Consider the following 14,488-nt stretch of genomic DNA (forward strand, 5'->3'; position numbering starts at 1 on the left):
CTCCAGGAATGTGTTGATGTCTCACGCGGGCTCGGTCACGGCGCGAAAGCGCATCAGCCCGTGATAGGCGGCGAGATCTTCGTCAAAGCGGATTTCTCTGCTCTCGCGGCGCAGATTGACCAGAACATAAGGCGTGATTGCCGCCGGCAGCGCGGCCAGAGCCGTCTCGATCAGCCCCATCAATTGCAGCGCTTCGCTCCGCCCCTTGCCGTTCGACCAGACATTGATCGTGAAGAAGTGCTCGTCGCCCTCTTCCGTATCGGTGCTCCAGTCATGCGTGCTTGCCGGGCCGAACGTCACATAGGGATAGGCGGTGCGCGCCGGAGCCAGGTCATGGAACTTGCGCCCGCCCAGCGCGCTCACAAGCGCCGCATTCGCAGCCAGTGCCCCAAACACCGCCTTTTGCAGTTCAAGTGCGGCGTCGGTCATCGGCACGCTCCCTGTCTTCGGCCCGCGTCTTTTCCTTTGCCCGCGCCTTGCGCCGCGCCTCGTCCCCCGCCTCGGCTGCCCGATGCGCCAGCCGCCGCAGCGCGCGTGTCAGGCCCTCGCCGGTCAGTTTCATGCTCGTCTTCATGACGGCTCCTCCTCGGCGAGACACACCAGATAGCGCCCGATCTCGTCAGGATCGTGCGCCGTGACAATCCGGAAGATCCGACCGGCCCTCAAAAACCGCATGCCCCCCGCAACACCCGGCCGAAACCGCAGCGTGATGCGATGCGTCACCCGCTCATGGTTCTGCGCTGCGCCAAAAGGCGCTGACGCCCGCACTGGTTCAATGAACCCGAAAACCGTCGCTATCTCGCTCCAGCTCTCGGTGTGACCGCCCGCCCCGTCGGGCGTCAGCGTGGCGCTTTGCAAACTGAGTTCAGTTCGAAATGCGCCGGGGTCGATGAATTGCACCCGCATCACAGCCTCGGCGTCCGATAGCGGTTCACGAGGCGCTGATAGCCCGCCGGCAGCGAAACAGGTTGATCCTCGACCCCGAACGAGGCGCGGAACTCAAACCAGTGCGCGACGAGAAGCAGAATGGCCCGGCGCAAAAGGTCCGGCACATCCGTGCCCGCCTCGCCATAACCAGCCCTGAAATCGATTTCGATGCCGTTCAACCGGCGTCCCGGAAGCGGTCGGTCGCGAAACGCCAGCCGGGCCGGCTGCGCATGCGCGTCGAGCTGATAGCCCGCCGGATCAACCACCGAAGCCGCGCCATTGCCGTCGAACACGGTCACCGAAAACACCTGCCGCACCGGCGTCCGGTTCAAAAACACGATTGCGCCCTGCGGCCAGTCATCCAGCGTCAGCCGCCAGGACTGGTCGATCAGCGCCTCTCCCGTCGCCTTCTCCACCTCCGCGCGCGCGGCGCGGATCAGCCCTTCGATGAGCGCATCCTCGCTGGCATGACCGACCCTCAGATGCGCCTTTGCTTCGGCAAGCGTCACCGGCTCGACCAGCGGATCAACCGTTCGGAAAAGCGTCATGTAAAAACTCCCGTTCAAAGAAAACGGCCCCGGAACGCATTCCGGGGCCGCATCGGCATGGTCATCGAGGGAGGGCTAAACCGTGCCGAATTTCAGCAGCTTGACCGCATCGAAGTCCTGAATGCCGCCGCCGACGCGCTTGGTCGTGTAGAACAGCACATAGGGTTTGGCGGAATACGGGTCGCGCAGCACCCGCACGCCCGCGCGGTCCACCACCAGGTAGAAGCGGCGGAAGTCACCGAAGGCGATGGGCGTCGCGTCCGCGCCGATGTCGGGCATGTCCTCGGCCTCCACCAGCGGGAAGCCCATCAGCATGGCGCGGCTGCCGGGCGTCGCCGGCGGCTGCCACATATAATTGCCGTCCGCATCCTTCAGCTTGCGCAGTGTCGCCTGCGTCTTGCGGTTCATCACCCAGCTCGCGTTCTGGCGGTAGCCCGCCTTCAGCGCATAGACCAGGTCGATCAGCACATCCGAGGAATCCGTTGCCGGCAGCGCGCCTGCGGCGCCCGTCACATTGTAACCGACATTGCCCCAGCTCCAGGTGGCATTGGCCACCCGCGCATAGCTCAGAAAGCCCTTCGGCTTGTTGACCCCGTCACCATTGATGAAGGCCGCGCCTTCCTGCTCGGCAAAAGCGGTTTCCACCTCGCTTGCAATCCACTGGTCCAGATCGACCACCGCATCGTCGAGCAGCATCGCCGTTGCCGCCGGCATGGCGTAGAGCTCGGCCGTGGGAAACTGCAGCTCGTCCAGCGTACCCGTCGCCGTCTCCGGGCGCGCCGCCGTTTCGGCAACCCAGCCCACCGCCGGACCGGTCACCGCAAAGGGCTTTTTCAGTACCGCGCTCGAAACCTGCCGCACCGTGGCGATGGAACGGATCGGCGAGAGCTCTGCCAGCCGTGCGCCAATGGCCGCTTCCGTCTCATCGGGCACCAGATAACCGCCATCCGGCGCAGAGCCGTAGGACATCGCCTTCTCTTCAAGCGAGCGCATGGCGCGCTCGTCACCCGAGCGCATATAGGCGTCGAAGGCCTGTTTGCGCTCCAGATCCTGAAGCGCTGCGCCGCCGCCACGCCCCAGCACCGGCCGCGTCTTCTTCAGCACCAGCGTGTCCAGCGCCTGCTTCTGCTCATCAAGCGCCCGCGAGATGCGCTCCACCTTGTCCACCGTCACCACATCGGCGCTGCGCGTCTCGATCTGTTTCAGCTTCTCGTCATTGGCTTCCTTGAACGCCTCGAACGCGTTCATGAATTCATGAAACGCACCCGTCACGTCACCTTCGTCGAGCGCCGACTTCACCTCGGGCGCGCGTTTTGCCAGTCCTGCCGTCATTTCCTGATCCTCAATCGTTGAACATCCGGGCCGCCTGGCGAATTGTCGCCGCCAGCCCGTCATCAAAGCCCCGCGCAGCGTCCCGCTCGCGTCTCAAGGCGCCAAAGCCCTTGGCGATCACCACCCGGGCCTCGCGCCGCGTCAGGCCGGCATCCCGCGTCAGCCATCGCTCAAATGCGCGCGCCGTGGGCAGTGGCGCGCCCCTTCCCTCCGCCTTCACCTCGTCCACACGCGCCTCCGGCAGCATGGGAAAGGTGACCACGGAAATCTCCCAGAGATCGGCCTCCACGATACGGCGTACGCCTGTCTTCGCCTCCGTCTTCGCCTTCACCGTGCGAAAGCCGATGGAAAGCCCGTCGAGCGCCCGGTCGCGCATCAGCTCCCAGACCTCCCGCGCCCTGGCGACGCCAAGCGCCAGCCGCCCGCGCACCAGAAGCCCCCGCGCGTCCTCGCGCAGCTCGTCCCAGGTGCCGATGGGCTGGTTCGGATCATGCTGAAACAGCATCCGCACCCCTGCCGCCCCGCGCTTTTCAAGCGAGCGCGCAAACGCGCCCCGCTCCACCGCGTCGCGGCCAAGGTCGACCCGCCCGAACAGGCTCGCATAGCCGGAGAAGGTTCCGTCCGCCTGCACCGTTTCGATGTCGAGCCCGGCATATTTGCGCTCGTCGGGCATCGGCGCGCTCTTTGCGTGCATCCTCTAGCGTCCTTTCTGTTCGCGAAGACGATCATGCCTCTCCTGCGGCAGCGCCCCGACCGGGCGCGCATGGAGATAACGCAGCGCCAGACCGATGGCGCTCCACGCGCAGAGGCTTGCCACCGCCGCGCCCATCAGCATGGTTTCCGCCGCTCCCAGCCGCTCCGTCAGTTCCAGGATCTCGGCCAGTTTCAGCCCCGTCGCCCCGCCGAAAACCATCCCGCAAGCCACGCCAACCGCAAAGCGGATCGCCGCATCACGCCGGTGGCTCGGCAGGATATAGGCAAGCGAAATCGCGGAGCCGGCCACAGCGCCAGCCCCCTTTGCGAGCCATATCCAGCCCGCATGGGTCATGTCGGTCATCAGAAAATCCTCGTTCGGGATCTTGTTCAAATATCCGGGCTCAAATGCCCGGCTGCCTACCCGGCCTCCAAACGCCAGACGGCAGACAACAGACAGCCCTCATGGTGAGCCTGTCGAACCACGCACCGCGCTCACTTCGCGCGGTTCGCAATGTTCATCATTCATGAATCCACCATTCGAACCCGCGATCATGGACCAGTTTTTCGGCCAGTTCAGCTCCACCGCCTTCGCCGATAAAAAGTTGCGGAATGACGGTGGTACAAATTTCGCCCTTACCACATGTCCAGTTTCCGTCTCCGCCCAGCACAAACCAGTCCTCCAACGAATCCAGCAGGGCGCTGGTCTCGCTTTCAGTTAAACTCGGACAGTCACCGGGACTGAGTATCCTCCACGAGAAACTGACGAGCTCTCTCTGCTTCAAATCTCTGATCGCACTGCAGTATTCGATCAAATCTGCGCTTGAAGGCGGATGGTACACCGTGTTGATGAGAGTAAAGACATTGTCCTCCCAGCTTTCCTCAAGCGAAGCCAGAATCCTTGCACCGATTTCATCGATCATATTCATGGGTCGCTGCCTCAATCGGTGTCAGGAACGGGTGTGTGCGGCTGCTCCTTGAGGTCACCCCTCATCCTATACCTTTAGTAGAATTTTGAAAGGATTTTCGCGTCAACTTTAGTGCGGAAATTCTCCCGGAGGCTTGCCATGATGCGAACACCTCGCCGGTATGCTGGTTGCGGTAGATCACACCATCTCCACTTTTGGCATTGCGCTCAAATCTGTACCCGTTTCGAAAGAGCTCTTTCAGCAACCACCTGCGTCCCCAGAGAGGATTAAAATGGGGAACCGCCCCACGGGTGAGCTCCTGAAATCGATTACGCGCCTGTCGTGCAACAGCCTCGAAATAAAGTATTTCACCGCGTATGTTGGACGTGGCGCTTGTCGATCCGCGCCGCCCATCCGGCTCCACGGCGCCTCCCGATCATCGCCGGAAAGTTCCATTGCGAGATTCATCCCTTCAGCCAGGCGGCAAAAACCTCGGGAACTTCCATCACTCACCTCGTCATCGCCAATCTACCCGGCACGCAGTGCCTCAAGGAGCTCCCGATAAAAAAGCTCCGCATACCCTTTGCGAAGGTAGCAATCAGAGCCCGTTTCTGACCAGATTTTCACCAAATCCTCATCGTTCAGCCCGTCCGCCAGCAACCGTTCGATAAAACCGGATGCAATTTCCTTTTCTTGCGCGGTCAAGGACCGAGCGAGATAGGCTGGCAACTCGTCATCAGATCGAACGACAAGCTCCACATCGGCATGCATATGGCGCGCCATGCGAGTAAAAGCGTCTGGAACAGACACTGTCTTTCTCCCGGCCTTGTTCTGCGGTCCCCGTAAGGGAGGCAATCAAGGCATTGCCCTACGTGTGCCGGAGAAAATACCGCACGAGGCACAAAACCATAGAACTAACGATGAATAAAATTAACAACGAAGCAAAGAACCATGACAAGGCCAATAAAAATAAATTCCCCCAATCTATAAAATCCGATTTCGGCACCAAATCAAAAATAAAAATAAAACCAGCCCCAAATCTACAATCAAAACCTTCGTATGAAGCACAATATGAAGATTGAGGATTATGATCTAGGGCTATATAAACAATATAAATAGATATAAAAACAGATATAATAAGGGAAAATATTAAAATTTTCCCAAAAGAAATATTTCTACAAATCCCACCACGGTTCTTCTTCATAGATTTTCTGAACACGAGCCCCATAACCTGAAACCTGCTCTGCTGACAGATTGTTCTACAGCGTTGCTACCTTTGCAACCGTAGGCTCCCTCACCCGCTCTGATATACGCTTCAGCAAAGTCACTCCGGCTCGAATATTGGTCGCCGGAACCTGTAGATCTTCCCGGCTCCAGCCAAAGCCGGACCAATATGACACATGGACATTCATCGGCAAAACCGTCTTGGGCCGAGGGTGCAGCCGATCATAGTACCCATGCGTGGTCTCCATGTAGACGATGGCCATCACCAATCGATGATCGACATCTTGTGCCGACGCCTCCTTCAGAATGCCCACGGCATACTCAAACACCTCGTTCATCTCATGGAGTTCGTAGATTGGTTTGCTGCCGTTTGCTTCTGAGTTCGCCTCACTCGCCGCGCGGGCCATAGCCCACGGCCCGGCGTTTCTCATCGTCGCTCAGGAAGTCGGCTGCGCCCACCCGGCTCCACAGCGCCTCGCGCTCGGCGGCCAGTCCCTCAATGCCGTCCGCGTCGTACCAGAGCCGCACCCCAGCGCCGAACACCGGCTGGAGCCAGGCGGAGAACTCCTTCGCCACCCGCCCCACAAGCGGCAACACGGTCAGACGGTAAAAGGCCCGGTTCGCCTCCTGATAATTGGCATAGGTGTTGTCGCCGGGAATGCCGAGCAGCATGGGCGGCACGCCGAGCGCCAGCGCGATGTCGCGGGCAGCCCCATTCTTCGCCGCCATGAAGTCCATGTCGCGCGGCGAAAGGCTCATCGCCTTCCAGTCGAGCCCGCCCTCCAGAAGCAACGGTCGTCCGGCGCGCGCGGCGCCCGCATAGCCCTGTTCCAGCTCCACCTTCAGCCGGTCGAACTGGTCGTCGGAAAGGTTCCCGCCCTCCTTCGGGGCATAGACCAGCGCGCCCGAAGGCCGCGCCGAATTGTCGAGTAGCGCCTTGTTCCAGCGCGCCGCCTGATTGTGCGTGTCGAGCGCCATCAGCGCCGCGCCCAGCGGCGCGAAACCATAATGATCGTCGAGCGGATGAAAGAGGGTGAGTTGCAGCGCGGCCCCCGCCTCCAGCGGCACACGCTCGCGCGCCTTGCCCTCGCGGTAGTCCAGCGCCACCGGCCAGCCGCCCGCATCCGCCACCACCGACACGCGGTCCGGCCGCAATAGATGCAGTTCGCACGTGCCCGTACCCGTTTCCAGCATGCGCAGATAGGCATTGCCCGACAGAAGCAGATGCCCGTAAAGCGCCTCCATGAAGCCGCTACCGGCCTGGCGCTGGTTGGGCCGCGCCATCAACTCCAGCACCGGATGCGCGTCGTGCTCCCGCGCGCCTTCATAAAGCAGCCACGGGATCGCCGCCGCCGCCTCCGCGACAAGCCGCACGGCGCGATGCGCAATCGGGTTGGCCATAAACCCCTCGCGCGACATCGCAGCATAGTCGCGCCGCGAAAACCGCGCCTCCGCCTCCCGGTGCAGCGCGACGAAACCGCCGGCATGCATCTGTTTGGTTTCAACCGGCGCGTCAGCACCTCCCGGACGCCTTGCCCAGGGCCAATACCAAGCCATGTGATTTTCCCGATCTGTGTTTCTTTGTCTGCCTCAGCCGAGCGCGCGCACACGCGGCTCCCGCCGGTTCGAAAGCATCAGTTCACTCAGCGCCCAGACCAGCGCATCCACCCGGTCCGGTGAGTGCCCGCCCGAGAGACCGTCGAGGCCGAAATCGCACATCTCGTCCTCAAGTGCCGGAAAACGCTCCGCGTGGCGCACCCTTCCCTGTTCATAAAGCGCCGCCACCGGCTCCGCCCGCAGCCACTTGCCGCGTGTTGCCCGCACCGCCTTCACCGGCACGCTCGCGTCAACCGTGGCGATCACCGTCGCCACCATCTCGCCGCCCTGGTTCACCTCCGCCACCAGACAGTCGGCACCGAGCCGGCGATAAAGCGCTACCGCGCGCGCCGCCCATTCCTGTGGCTTTGCGCCCTTCACCGTCTCATCGCACAGCACCACGCCATGGCCCGCCGCATCGAGCCCCGCCGCCACCAGCCCGCAGGCGTCCGAGCGACGGCCCGAAGCAGCCGGCGGATCGACCGCCACCACAATGCGCCTCAAGTCTCCCGCCTGTTCGGCGCAACCCGCCGCCTCCAGCATTGCCCGTGTCCACAAAGCGTCAGGCCGGTCCTCGATCAGCTCGCCGTCAAGCTCCTGCCGCCCCAGCCGCGTGCCCGCATAGCGCTGGCGGATCGCCCGGATGAAGCCCGGCGCCAGATTGTCCCGGTTTTCGTCCGTACGCATCCGCGTCACCGTCACATGCGGATCGTCCATCAGCCGGCGGATCAGCGGGATCGGTCGCGGTGTTGTTGTCAAAAGCTGCCTTGGCCGCTCGCCAAGCCGCAGTCCGAATTGCAGCATGTCGAACGTCGCATCCGCCAACCGCCATTTGGCCAACTCATCGCACCAGGCGGCATCGAATTGCGGTCCACGCAGACTGTCTGGATCCTCTGCCGAGAACAGATGCGCCACCGCGCCATTCTCCCACACGATGCGCCTGCGGCTTGCCTCGAAACGCGGGCGCGCACCCCGCGACACGGCAAGCACACCCGACGGCCCCTCCACCATCACCTCGCGCGCATCGGTCAGCGTCTCACCGATCAGCGCCAGCCGCCCATAGCGCCGCCCGCCGGAAAAGGGCGGCAGACCGCGCACCAGCGCGTTGACCCATTCAGCCCCCAGCCGGGTCTTGCCCGCGCCGCGTCCGCCCATCACCAGCCAGCTGTCGAAAATCGCGCCAAGCGGATATTGCGCAAGCCGCGCCGAGGCCAGCCATTCCCGCTCAATCGCCAGCGCCAACCGCTTTTGAAGGTTCGCCCGCGCCCAGCCCTCCCGCCAGTTCTTCGGCAAGGCTGCGAATGCGTTCGTCGATGCGTTCGAGTGCGGCGGCCATGTCTTCATCGCTTGGAGCCTGCTCTGCATCCGCATCCTGCTCACCGGCAGCGTTTTCACGCATCTTCTCAACCATCTTGAGCATCGAGCCCAGCGCATCGATCCGCGCCTTGTCATAGGCGTCATCGCGCACGCCGCGCTCAATCGTCCGCTCGAGCTCCGTGAAGATCAGCCCCGTCAGAACCTCTGCCCGGTTCCCGCAGCCGCGGGGCTGGACGCCATCCCGCGTCTTCCACCCTTCCGTCTGCGCGCGCTTGCGCAACAGCCTCTCCGAGCGGCCACTGGCCAGCGCCAAGAGCTCAAACGAGGCCGGCGCGCCCTCACAAAGCGCGCGCAGGGCCATCAGATCGGCCGAAACCGTCATGCCCGAGAGCCCCTCATGAGATCGCCATCCATTTTCGGAAACAAAAAGGCGCGCCTTCGCCAGAAGACCCGCCCCGATGCCGCAACTTTGCGACCATGCCTGAAACCTATCAGCGGGCCGTTACGGTGTCAAGAATTTTTTCCTATATTTTGACATAGCCTGCCCCGGCGTTAGCCATCATGCCGGATTTCACTTGCAGAAAACGTTGAAATTCGGCGAAATTTACACAAATTCGCGCTAGGGTGGATATCATAAATGCGTCACACTGCAGGACCATTCTCGGCACATAATCCAATGGCGCGGATGTGATCGGGTTGGCCGCAAATGGCCGGACGGAGGTTGGGTGAATAAGCCGCGCGAAAAACGGCAGACGAAGGCTCCCCGGGCGACCAGACTTCTGGCGCTCGATGCATGGATCGATTCAACGCTCTACGAGGCGGGGTTCAAGCTCGCCGAAATCTGGGAAAGCATAACAATCTTCTCCCGTCGCTTTCGCGTTTACGGTTTCAAACGCGCAACGGTGGAACTGTTTAGCGAAGGCGTCACCCTCGCCGCCGTCGGCTCTGTCGTCATGCTGGGGCTCGCCTTGCCGGCCTTCGAGGAGACCGCCGGAGACTGGCGCGCCCAGGACGATTACGCCGTCACCTTTCTGGACCGCTACGGCAACGAAATCGGACAGCGCGGCATCATCCAGCTCGATTCCGTGCCTGTCGACGAGATGCCCGATCACGTCATCAAGGCCATTCTCGCCACCGAGGATCGCCGCTTCTTCGAGCATTTCGGCATCGACTTCCTGGGGCTTGCCCGCGCCTTCACCGAAAATGTCCGCGCCAATTCCGTCGTTCAGGGCGGCTCCACGCTCACACAGCAGCTTGCCAAGAACCTGTTTCTGACCAATGAGCGCACGCTGGAACGCAAGGTCAAGGAAGCCTTCCTGTCCGTCTGGCTGGAGATGAACCTCTCCAAGTCGGAAATCCTGCAATACTATCTCGACCGTTCCTATCTCGGCGGCGGCACATTCGGCATTTCAGCAGCGGCCGATTTCTATTTCGACAAACAGGTCAAGGATATGAGCCTCGCCGAGGCCGCCATGATTGCCGGCCTCTTCAAGGCTCCGGCCCGCTACGCACCGCATGTCAACCTGCCAGCCGCGCGTGCGCGCGCCAATGAAGTGCTCACCAATATGGTGCAGGCCGGTTTCATGAGCGAAGGGCAGGTCCTGTCGGCCCGTTTGCAGCCGGCCACTGCCGTCGATCGCGATGGCGCGGAAGCCCCCGATTACTTCCTCGACTGGGCGTTCGAGGAGGTCAAACGCGTCATTCCCAATGGCACAACCCATTCGCTCGTCGCCCGCACCACGCTTGACCCGGATCTGCAGAAGGCGGCCGAGGAATCGCTGGAATTCCATCTGCGCCAGTACGGCAAGGATTACGATGTCTCCGAAGGCGCCATCACGCTCATGGACACGAACGGAGCCGTGCGCGCCATCGTGGGCGGACGCGACTATGGCGCAAGCCAGTTCAACCGCGCCACCAAGGCTGAGCGCCAGACCGGCTCGTCCTTCAAGCCCTATGTTTACGCCGTCGCGATGGAAAACGGATTCGAGCCCGATTCCCTCATTTCAGACGGCCCCATCTCATGGGGCAGCTGGTCACCCCGCAATTACGGGCGCAGCTATGCCGGCCGCGTCACCCTTACGCGCGCCCTCATCAAATCCTACAACACGGTGCCGGTTCGCCTGGCGCGCGATCATCTGGGCATCGACCCGATCATCGCGCTGATCAAGTCATTTGGCATCGAATCCCCGCTCAACGGTCACAAGACCATGGTGCTCGGCACCTCCGGCATGACCACGCTCGATCAGGCAACCGGCTATTCTGTTTTCGCCAATGGCGGCTACGCCGACACCCGGTTTGGCATCTCGCAATTATCGACTCATTCGGCCCGGCTGCTCTACGACCATGGCCGCGATGCCTCACCGCCGCGCCGGGTTCTGTCCGAAAAGGCAGCGGCGTCCATGAACCAGATGCTCATCCTTGTCCCTGAACAGGGCACGGGTCGCCGCGCCGCGCTTCCCATGACGCGCTCAGCCGGCAAGACGGGCACCACCCAGTCCTATCGGGATGGCTGGTATGTGGGCTATACGGGCAATTATGTCGCCGCAGTCTGGCTCGGCAATGACGATTTCCACCCCACGCGCCGCATGACCGGCGGCTCCCTGCCCGCCATGGTCTGGCAGCGCATGATGACCTTCGCCCACCAGAATGTGGAGATCAAGTCGCTGCCCGGCATCGAAGGCCCCATGCGTATCGAAACAGGCGAAGAGCTGGTCGCCATCGAAGGCGCGGAGGGCGCCAGCCGCAAGCGCGAAGACCTGCCGCTCGCTCTTTCATCGCGCACATCCCGTTTCCTCAGGGAGCTGGCCGGGGACTTCAAAAAAGCTCCGAGCCTCAAAAATCAAAGCGCTCTTGAAACAGTCACCGCCCTGTAATGCCCGGCCCGGCACACTTCAAACCTCTTGAACCTGCGGTTGAAATCAGGCTATCCGGGGCCCTCCGTTTTTTGTCGGGCATCACATGCTGAAGTCTGTTTTCCAGGTGGCAGTGGTTCTGCTCATCGCCCTTGGCGGCGGTGCCGGCACGGCATGGCTTGCGCTGGAATCCACCCGCACAATCGGTTCGCGTGAAATCGGTCCCTGGGTTACATTTCCCAATGAAGGCACCAGCGACGCCGATCCCTATGCACGTGCGCGCAGCGCTCGCCTGGGCACGCTTGCGCTCGGAAACGCAGAAGGCATCGTAATCACCGCCACTCAGGACAGTCTGGGCCGTCCGCTTCTGCGCGAATGCAGCTATATGATCCGTGGCGACATGCCGCCCACCCGGTTCTTCACCCTGCACCTGACGGATCTTGAACGTCGCCCCCTGCCCGCGCCGGCGCGGTTTACATCCGCACTCCACTCACAGTCCCTGGTCTGGCGGCGAAACAACCCGCTGCGCATCATGGTTTCGCCACATGCCCATCCGGACAACTGGATCGCCACCACGGGCCCCGGCCCCATGCGCATCGTTCTGACGCTGGTCGATACCCCGCTGTTTACCGAGTCCAGCGTTGGCGAAACCCGGCTTCCGGTCATCATGCGGACGGGCTGCGATGCTTAGATTTGCGCACCTTGTCCTTCTCGGCCTCTTCGGCGCAGCCGCCGTCCATCTCGCCATCCTGTTTCTGCTACCCGCCTATTCGGAACGGGACATGTGGTCCGCGCTCGCCGCAAAGCAGGACCTTTACACATTCACGCGCCTCGGCAAGGACGATGTCAACGCGCTGCTCGCAGAGAAGCAGAATCCATTTCTTGAGGAGGCTGCCTGCCGGTTCGATCTCGAAAACGGCATGACCTGGCTCAGCGCAGAAACCCGCGTGCCCTTCTGGTCTTTCTCAGTCTACGACCGCGACGGAATCAATGTTTTCAATGTAAACGACCGCGGCGCCGAGAATGGAAAACTCGATGCGCTGATCATGAACGCACCGCAACTTCTGGAGTTGCGCAAGGAAATGCCTGAGATGGTGAGCACCTCACTCATTGCCCAGACCGATCTGGACGAAGGCATAGTTGTCGTGCGGGTCTTCCAACCAGATAAGAGCTGGCGCGCCACAGTCGAGCGTTTCTTTCAGGAACTGCGCTGCTCAGCACTCTGAGTTCACGCGCGCGCTCAGGCCCGCTCTCCGGTCCGCCTGTTTGGCCAGAGCAATTCCAGGAAAAGTGGGAGCCGATTTTCCGTCCGGAATTGCACAAGAACAATGAATGAAAGCGTTTTTGCGATTCGACGAAAATCGGAAATGCTCTAGCGTTTTGTCACACGCCGGCCGACGCTTTTCGGATGGTTGCCACCGTTGTCGTCTTCCGGCCCCATATCCGGATGCTGCTCATAGCGCACGCCGGGAAAGATGATGATCGCGGCGTCCGAACGGCGCTGCCTCGGCACATTTGCCGAACTCTTTTTTGCTGCTGCTACGAAGCTCAATATCGTTGCCATGACATCGCGTCCCTTTCTGTGACGGAGTGGTACGCAACGCCTCCGTTACTGAGTAAGGCAGCACATGGTTAAGGTTTCGTTACCCCTGACAATCCGTTTCTGAACGGAACTCTAAAGAAACCGGTTAACAGCTTGCTAAGGGAATTCGTGTAATTCTAACCAGGCATCGGGCATTGGCGCGTCCGCCCGATGGCGTTTCATGTAACCATTCGTGTTTCTGGAGGTTTAGGTCTGCGTGTCATCCGCTGTATTCAGGCAACTGGCTTCGGGCGGGGAAGCGCATAGACCGGAGCGCCTGTTCCGTGCTGCCATATCCGCTTTCGTGTCGCTGACGCGACCGACCAAACGCGAAATTGCGCAACTGGACGACCTCGCCCTGCCGCTCTATCCGCTGATCGCCGCAGAGACCCGCCGCTACGCCGCCGCGGTCCTATCCGATTTCGCAACGCCGCCCCCCGGGCTCCTGCGCAGGCTGACCGACGAGCCTGCGGAAATCTGCGCGCCCCTTCTGGTCCGCTCGCCCGCCCTCTCGGATGTCGATCTCATCGGCCTGATCGCGCGGCACGGGCAGCCCCACGCGCGGGTCATCGGCCGTCGCGCGCATCTCAACCCGGCCATTGCCGCACTCGTGCGCGCACTGTCGGCGCAGGCGCATGATGATGAGCAGACCGCACCGTCCGCCGGAAGCGCCAGCGAGGCTGATGTCCGTGATCGCCTGCGCCTCATCATGAGCGCAGCCAACACACAGGCCCCGGCAGCCCGCCAACGCATCGAAAAGCCCCTACCGACGGTCGACACTGCCAGTGCGATACTGCGCAAAGCCGTCTTCTCGAGTGAAAGCGGGACCTTTGAAGCCGCGCTCACGGAACTTCTGGGAATTTCTTCAGATGCCGCTCGCGAGATCACGGGTTTCCCCACCTATGGCGAACTGATTGTTGTTCTCAAAGCGCTCGGCTTTGAGGATGCAGAGGCATTTCTCCTGACCGCAGCCGTGTTTCCAAAACTGTTCTCGCAGCGAAGCGCCATCGGCTTTTTTCTGGAGCGTTACCGGGCGCTTTCCGCTGACGATGCACGATACAGGCTGCAGGGCTGGCGGGACGGCACAAGCGCGCCGGGCCATGCAGATCAGCCGGTGGCAATCTCGAAATAGCGCTCCGCCTCATCGAGGTTCATGACCTCGATTTCCACTAGCCAGAAATCCGGATCGAACCGCCGCTCGCGTTCAAGGCGTTTCTCAATCGCCTCTTCGTCATTCTGCACGATCAGTGCAAAGCGGCGTTCATTGGGACGCGCCTCGTCGTAAACCGCCTGTGCGGCCGGACCATAGAGCGCCTGCTCGCCAAGCCTGTTACGCAACAGAATGTAGATTGTGCCGGCTTCGCGCGCGCCCTTTTGCAGGACGGTTGCAAAACCGCCCTCCGCAAACAGCCTCTTGGTCAGGGCAGAGACCCAGAAATCGCTGGTCAAACGCATAGGCGCATCGGCCTCCTCGCCGCAGTTTCAGCCGTGCAAAACAGATGGCAGGGG

Annotated in this window: 19 protein-coding genes; 4 read left to right on the forward strand and 15 right to left on the reverse strand. The window is 61.7% G+C overall.

Annotation, left to right across the window (positions count from 1 at the left end; translation table 11 throughout):
* Positions 1 to 21 precede the first annotated feature (21 nt).
* The 13 genes from AC4PTT_RS14620 to AC4PTT_RS14680 all read right to left on the reverse strand — a co-directional run bounded on the left by AC4PTT_RS14620 (position 22) and on the right by AC4PTT_RS14680 (position 8,927).
* Entirely contained in the window at positions 22 to 429 is a 408-nt protein-coding gene (locus AC4PTT_RS14620; protein ID WP_492161519.1) for a DUF3168 domain-containing protein, read from the reverse strand.
* Positions 410 to 574, reverse strand: a complete 165-nt coding sequence (locus AC4PTT_RS14625) for a hypothetical protein (RefSeq protein WP_206547305.1) — start codon at positions 572 to 574, stop codon at positions 410 to 412. Before AC4PTT_RS14625 ends, AC4PTT_RS14620 begins: the two co-directional genes overlap by 20 nt.
* Entirely contained in the window at positions 571 to 906 is a 336-nt protein-coding gene (locus AC4PTT_RS14630) for a phage head closure protein (protein ID WP_492161520.1), read from the reverse strand. Before AC4PTT_RS14630 ends, AC4PTT_RS14625 begins: the two co-directional genes overlap by 4 nt.
* Positions 906 to 1,475: a head-tail connector protein gene (locus AC4PTT_RS14635; RefSeq protein ID WP_492161521.1), complete on the reverse strand. Its 570-nt coding sequence runs from the start codon at positions 1,473 to 1,475 to the stop codon at positions 906 to 908. Before AC4PTT_RS14635 ends, AC4PTT_RS14630 begins: the two co-directional genes overlap by 1 nt.
* Before the next feature lie 75 nt (positions 1,476 to 1,550).
* Positions 1,551 to 2,807 (reverse strand): phage major capsid protein, encoded by a 1,257-nt coding sequence (locus AC4PTT_RS14640; protein ID WP_206547302.1) that lies wholly within the window; start codon positions 2,805 to 2,807, stop codon positions 1,551 to 1,553.
* Positions 2,808 to 2,817: 10 nt separating this feature from the next.
* Entirely contained in the window at positions 2,818 to 3,501 is a 684-nt protein-coding gene (locus AC4PTT_RS14645) for an HK97 family phage prohead protease (protein ID WP_317089025.1), read from the reverse strand.
* A gap of 3 nt (positions 3,502 to 3,504) precedes the next feature.
* Positions 3,505 to 3,864, reverse strand: a complete 360-nt coding sequence (locus tag AC4PTT_RS14650; RefSeq protein WP_206547301.1) for a DUF6107 family protein — start codon at positions 3,862 to 3,864, stop codon at positions 3,505 to 3,507.
* Between the two features lie 157 nt (positions 3,865 to 4,021).
* Positions 4,022 to 4,429, reverse strand: coding sequence for a hypothetical protein (locus tag AC4PTT_RS14655; RefSeq protein WP_206547300.1), 408 nt, complete (start codon positions 4,427 to 4,429; stop codon positions 4,022 to 4,024).
* A 507-nt stretch (positions 4,430 to 4,936) separates the two neighbouring features.
* Positions 4,937 to 5,218 (reverse strand): hypothetical protein, encoded by a 282-nt coding sequence (locus tag AC4PTT_RS14660; RefSeq protein ID WP_162742257.1) that lies wholly within the window; start codon positions 5,216 to 5,218, stop codon positions 4,937 to 4,939.
* A gap of 449 nt (positions 5,219 to 5,667) precedes the next feature.
* Complete coding sequence (locus AC4PTT_RS14665) at positions 5,668 to 6,039, reverse strand: hypothetical protein (RefSeq protein ID WP_492162626.1); 372 nt, start codon at positions 6,037 to 6,039, stop codon at positions 5,668 to 5,670.
* Positions 6,020 to 7,189 (reverse strand): phage portal protein, encoded by a 1,170-nt coding sequence (locus AC4PTT_RS14670; protein ID WP_492161522.1) that lies wholly within the window; start codon positions 7,187 to 7,189, stop codon positions 6,020 to 6,022. Before AC4PTT_RS14670 ends, AC4PTT_RS14665 begins: the two co-directional genes overlap by 20 nt.
* Before the next feature lie 33 nt (positions 7,190 to 7,222).
* The gene (locus AC4PTT_RS14675; RefSeq protein WP_492161523.1) at positions 7,223 to 8,521 is read right to left on the reverse strand and encodes a DNA-packaging protein; all 1,299 of its coding nucleotides are present in this window, start codon (positions 8,519 to 8,521) and stop codon (positions 7,223 to 7,225) included.
* A complete protein-coding gene (locus AC4PTT_RS14680) occupies positions 8,454 to 8,927 on the reverse strand; it encodes a hypothetical protein (RefSeq protein ID WP_492161524.1) in 474 nt (157 codons plus the stop codon). The genes AC4PTT_RS14675 and AC4PTT_RS14680 overlap by 68 nt, the downstream gene beginning before the upstream one ends.
* A gap of 343 nt (positions 8,928 to 9,270) precedes the next feature.
* On the opposite strand from AC4PTT_RS14680, the gene AC4PTT_RS14685 reads away from it, so the two are divergent.
* The 3 genes from AC4PTT_RS14685 to AC4PTT_RS14695 all read left to right on the forward strand — a co-directional run bounded on the left by AC4PTT_RS14685 (position 9,271) and on the right by AC4PTT_RS14695 (position 12,623).
* On the forward strand, positions 9,271 to 11,418 hold the full coding sequence (locus AC4PTT_RS14685) for a transglycosylase domain-containing protein (protein ID WP_492161525.1): 2,148 nt from the start codon (positions 9,271 to 9,273) through the stop codon (positions 11,416 to 11,418).
* An 85-nt stretch (positions 11,419 to 11,503) separates the two neighbouring features.
* On the forward strand, positions 11,504 to 12,088 hold the full coding sequence (locus AC4PTT_RS14690; RefSeq protein ID WP_492161526.1) for a DUF1214 domain-containing protein: 585 nt from the start codon (positions 11,504 to 11,506) through the stop codon (positions 12,086 to 12,088).
* A 91-nt stretch (positions 12,089 to 12,179) separates the two neighbouring features.
* On the forward strand, positions 12,180 to 12,623 hold the full coding sequence (locus tag AC4PTT_RS14695) for a DUF1254 domain-containing protein (RefSeq protein ID WP_492161527.1): 444 nt from the start codon (positions 12,180 to 12,182) through the stop codon (positions 12,621 to 12,623).
* A 146-nt stretch (positions 12,624 to 12,769) separates the two neighbouring features.
* On the opposite strand, the gene AC4PTT_RS14700 is transcribed toward AC4PTT_RS14695, so the two are convergent.
* Positions 12,770 to 12,961 carry a hypothetical protein gene (locus AC4PTT_RS14700; RefSeq protein WP_492161528.1) on the reverse strand — a complete coding sequence of 64 codons (192 nt, stop codon included), beginning with the start codon at positions 12,959 to 12,961 and terminating at the stop codon, positions 12,770 to 12,772.
* Between the two features lie 322 nt (positions 12,962 to 13,283).
* Here AC4PTT_RS14700 and AC4PTT_RS14705 point away from each other — a divergent pair, with 322 nt between their 5' ends.
* Positions 13,284 to 14,111, forward strand: coding sequence for a hypothetical protein (locus AC4PTT_RS14705; RefSeq protein WP_492161529.1), 828 nt, complete (start codon positions 13,284 to 13,286; stop codon positions 14,109 to 14,111).
* Here AC4PTT_RS14705 and AC4PTT_RS14710 read toward each other — a convergent pair.
* On the reverse strand, positions 14,087 to 14,434 hold the full coding sequence (locus AC4PTT_RS14710) for a DUF1491 family protein (protein WP_113154602.1): 348 nt from the start codon (positions 14,432 to 14,434) through the stop codon (positions 14,087 to 14,089). The genes AC4PTT_RS14705 and AC4PTT_RS14710 overlap by 25 nt on opposite strands.
* Between the last annotated feature and the right edge of the window lie 54 nt (positions 14,435 to 14,488).

The sequence above is a fragment of the Nitratireductor sp. WH36-1 genome, assembly GCF_058725515.1.

Coding starts and splice junctions, on each gene's coding strand:
- AC4PTT_RS14635 (WP_492161521.1), bottom strand. CDS start 1,475: ATGACGCTTTTCCGAACGGTTGATCCGCTGGTCGAGCCGGTGACGCTT.
- AC4PTT_RS14640 (WP_206547302.1), bottom strand. CDS start 2,807: ATGACGGCAGGACTGGCAAAACGCGCGCCCGAGGTGAAGTCGGCGCTC.
- AC4PTT_RS14710 (WP_113154602.1), bottom strand. CDS start 14,434: ATGCGTTTGACCAGCGATTTCTGGGTCTCTGCCCTGACCAAGAGGCTG.
- AC4PTT_RS14630 (WP_492161520.1), bottom strand. CDS start 906: ATGCGGGTGCAATTCATCGACCCCGGCGCATTTCGAACTGAACTCAGT.
- AC4PTT_RS14690 (WP_492161526.1), top strand. CDS start 11,504: ATGCTGAAGTCTGTTTTCCAGGTGGCAGTGGTTCTGCTCATCGCCCTT.
- AC4PTT_RS14650 (WP_206547301.1), bottom strand. CDS start 3,864: ATGACCGACATGACCCATGCGGGCTGGATATGGCTCGCAAAGGGGGCT.
- AC4PTT_RS14680 (WP_492161524.1), bottom strand. CDS start 8,927: ATGACGGTTTCGGCCGATCTGATGGCCCTGCGCGCGCTTTGTGAGGGC.
- AC4PTT_RS14700 (WP_492161528.1), bottom strand. CDS start 12,961: ATGGCAACGATATTGAGCTTCGTAGCAGCAGCAAAAAAGAGTTCGGCA.
- AC4PTT_RS14625 (WP_206547305.1), bottom strand. CDS start 574: ATGAAGACGAGCATGAAACTGACCGGCGAGGGCCTGACACGCGCGCTG.
- AC4PTT_RS14665 (WP_492162626.1), bottom strand. CDS start 6,039: ATGGCCCGCGCGGCGAGTGAGGCGAACTCAGAAGCAAACGGCAGCAAA.
- AC4PTT_RS14620 (WP_492161519.1), bottom strand. CDS start 429: ATGACCGACGCCGCACTTGAACTGCAAAAGGCGGTGTTTGGGGCACTG.
- AC4PTT_RS14695 (WP_492161527.1), top strand. CDS start 12,180: ATGTGGTCCGCGCTCGCCGCAAAGCAGGACCTTTACACATTCACGCGC.
- AC4PTT_RS14655 (WP_206547300.1), bottom strand. CDS start 4,429: ATGAATATGATCGATGAAATCGGTGCAAGGATTCTGGCTTCGCTTGAG.
- AC4PTT_RS14645 (WP_317089025.1), bottom strand. CDS start 3,501: ATGCACGCAAAGAGCGCGCCGATGCCCGACGAGCGCAAATATGCCGGG.
- AC4PTT_RS14670 (WP_492161522.1), bottom strand. CDS start 7,189: ATGGCTTGGTATTGGCCCTGGGCAAGGCGTCCGGGAGGTGCTGACGCG.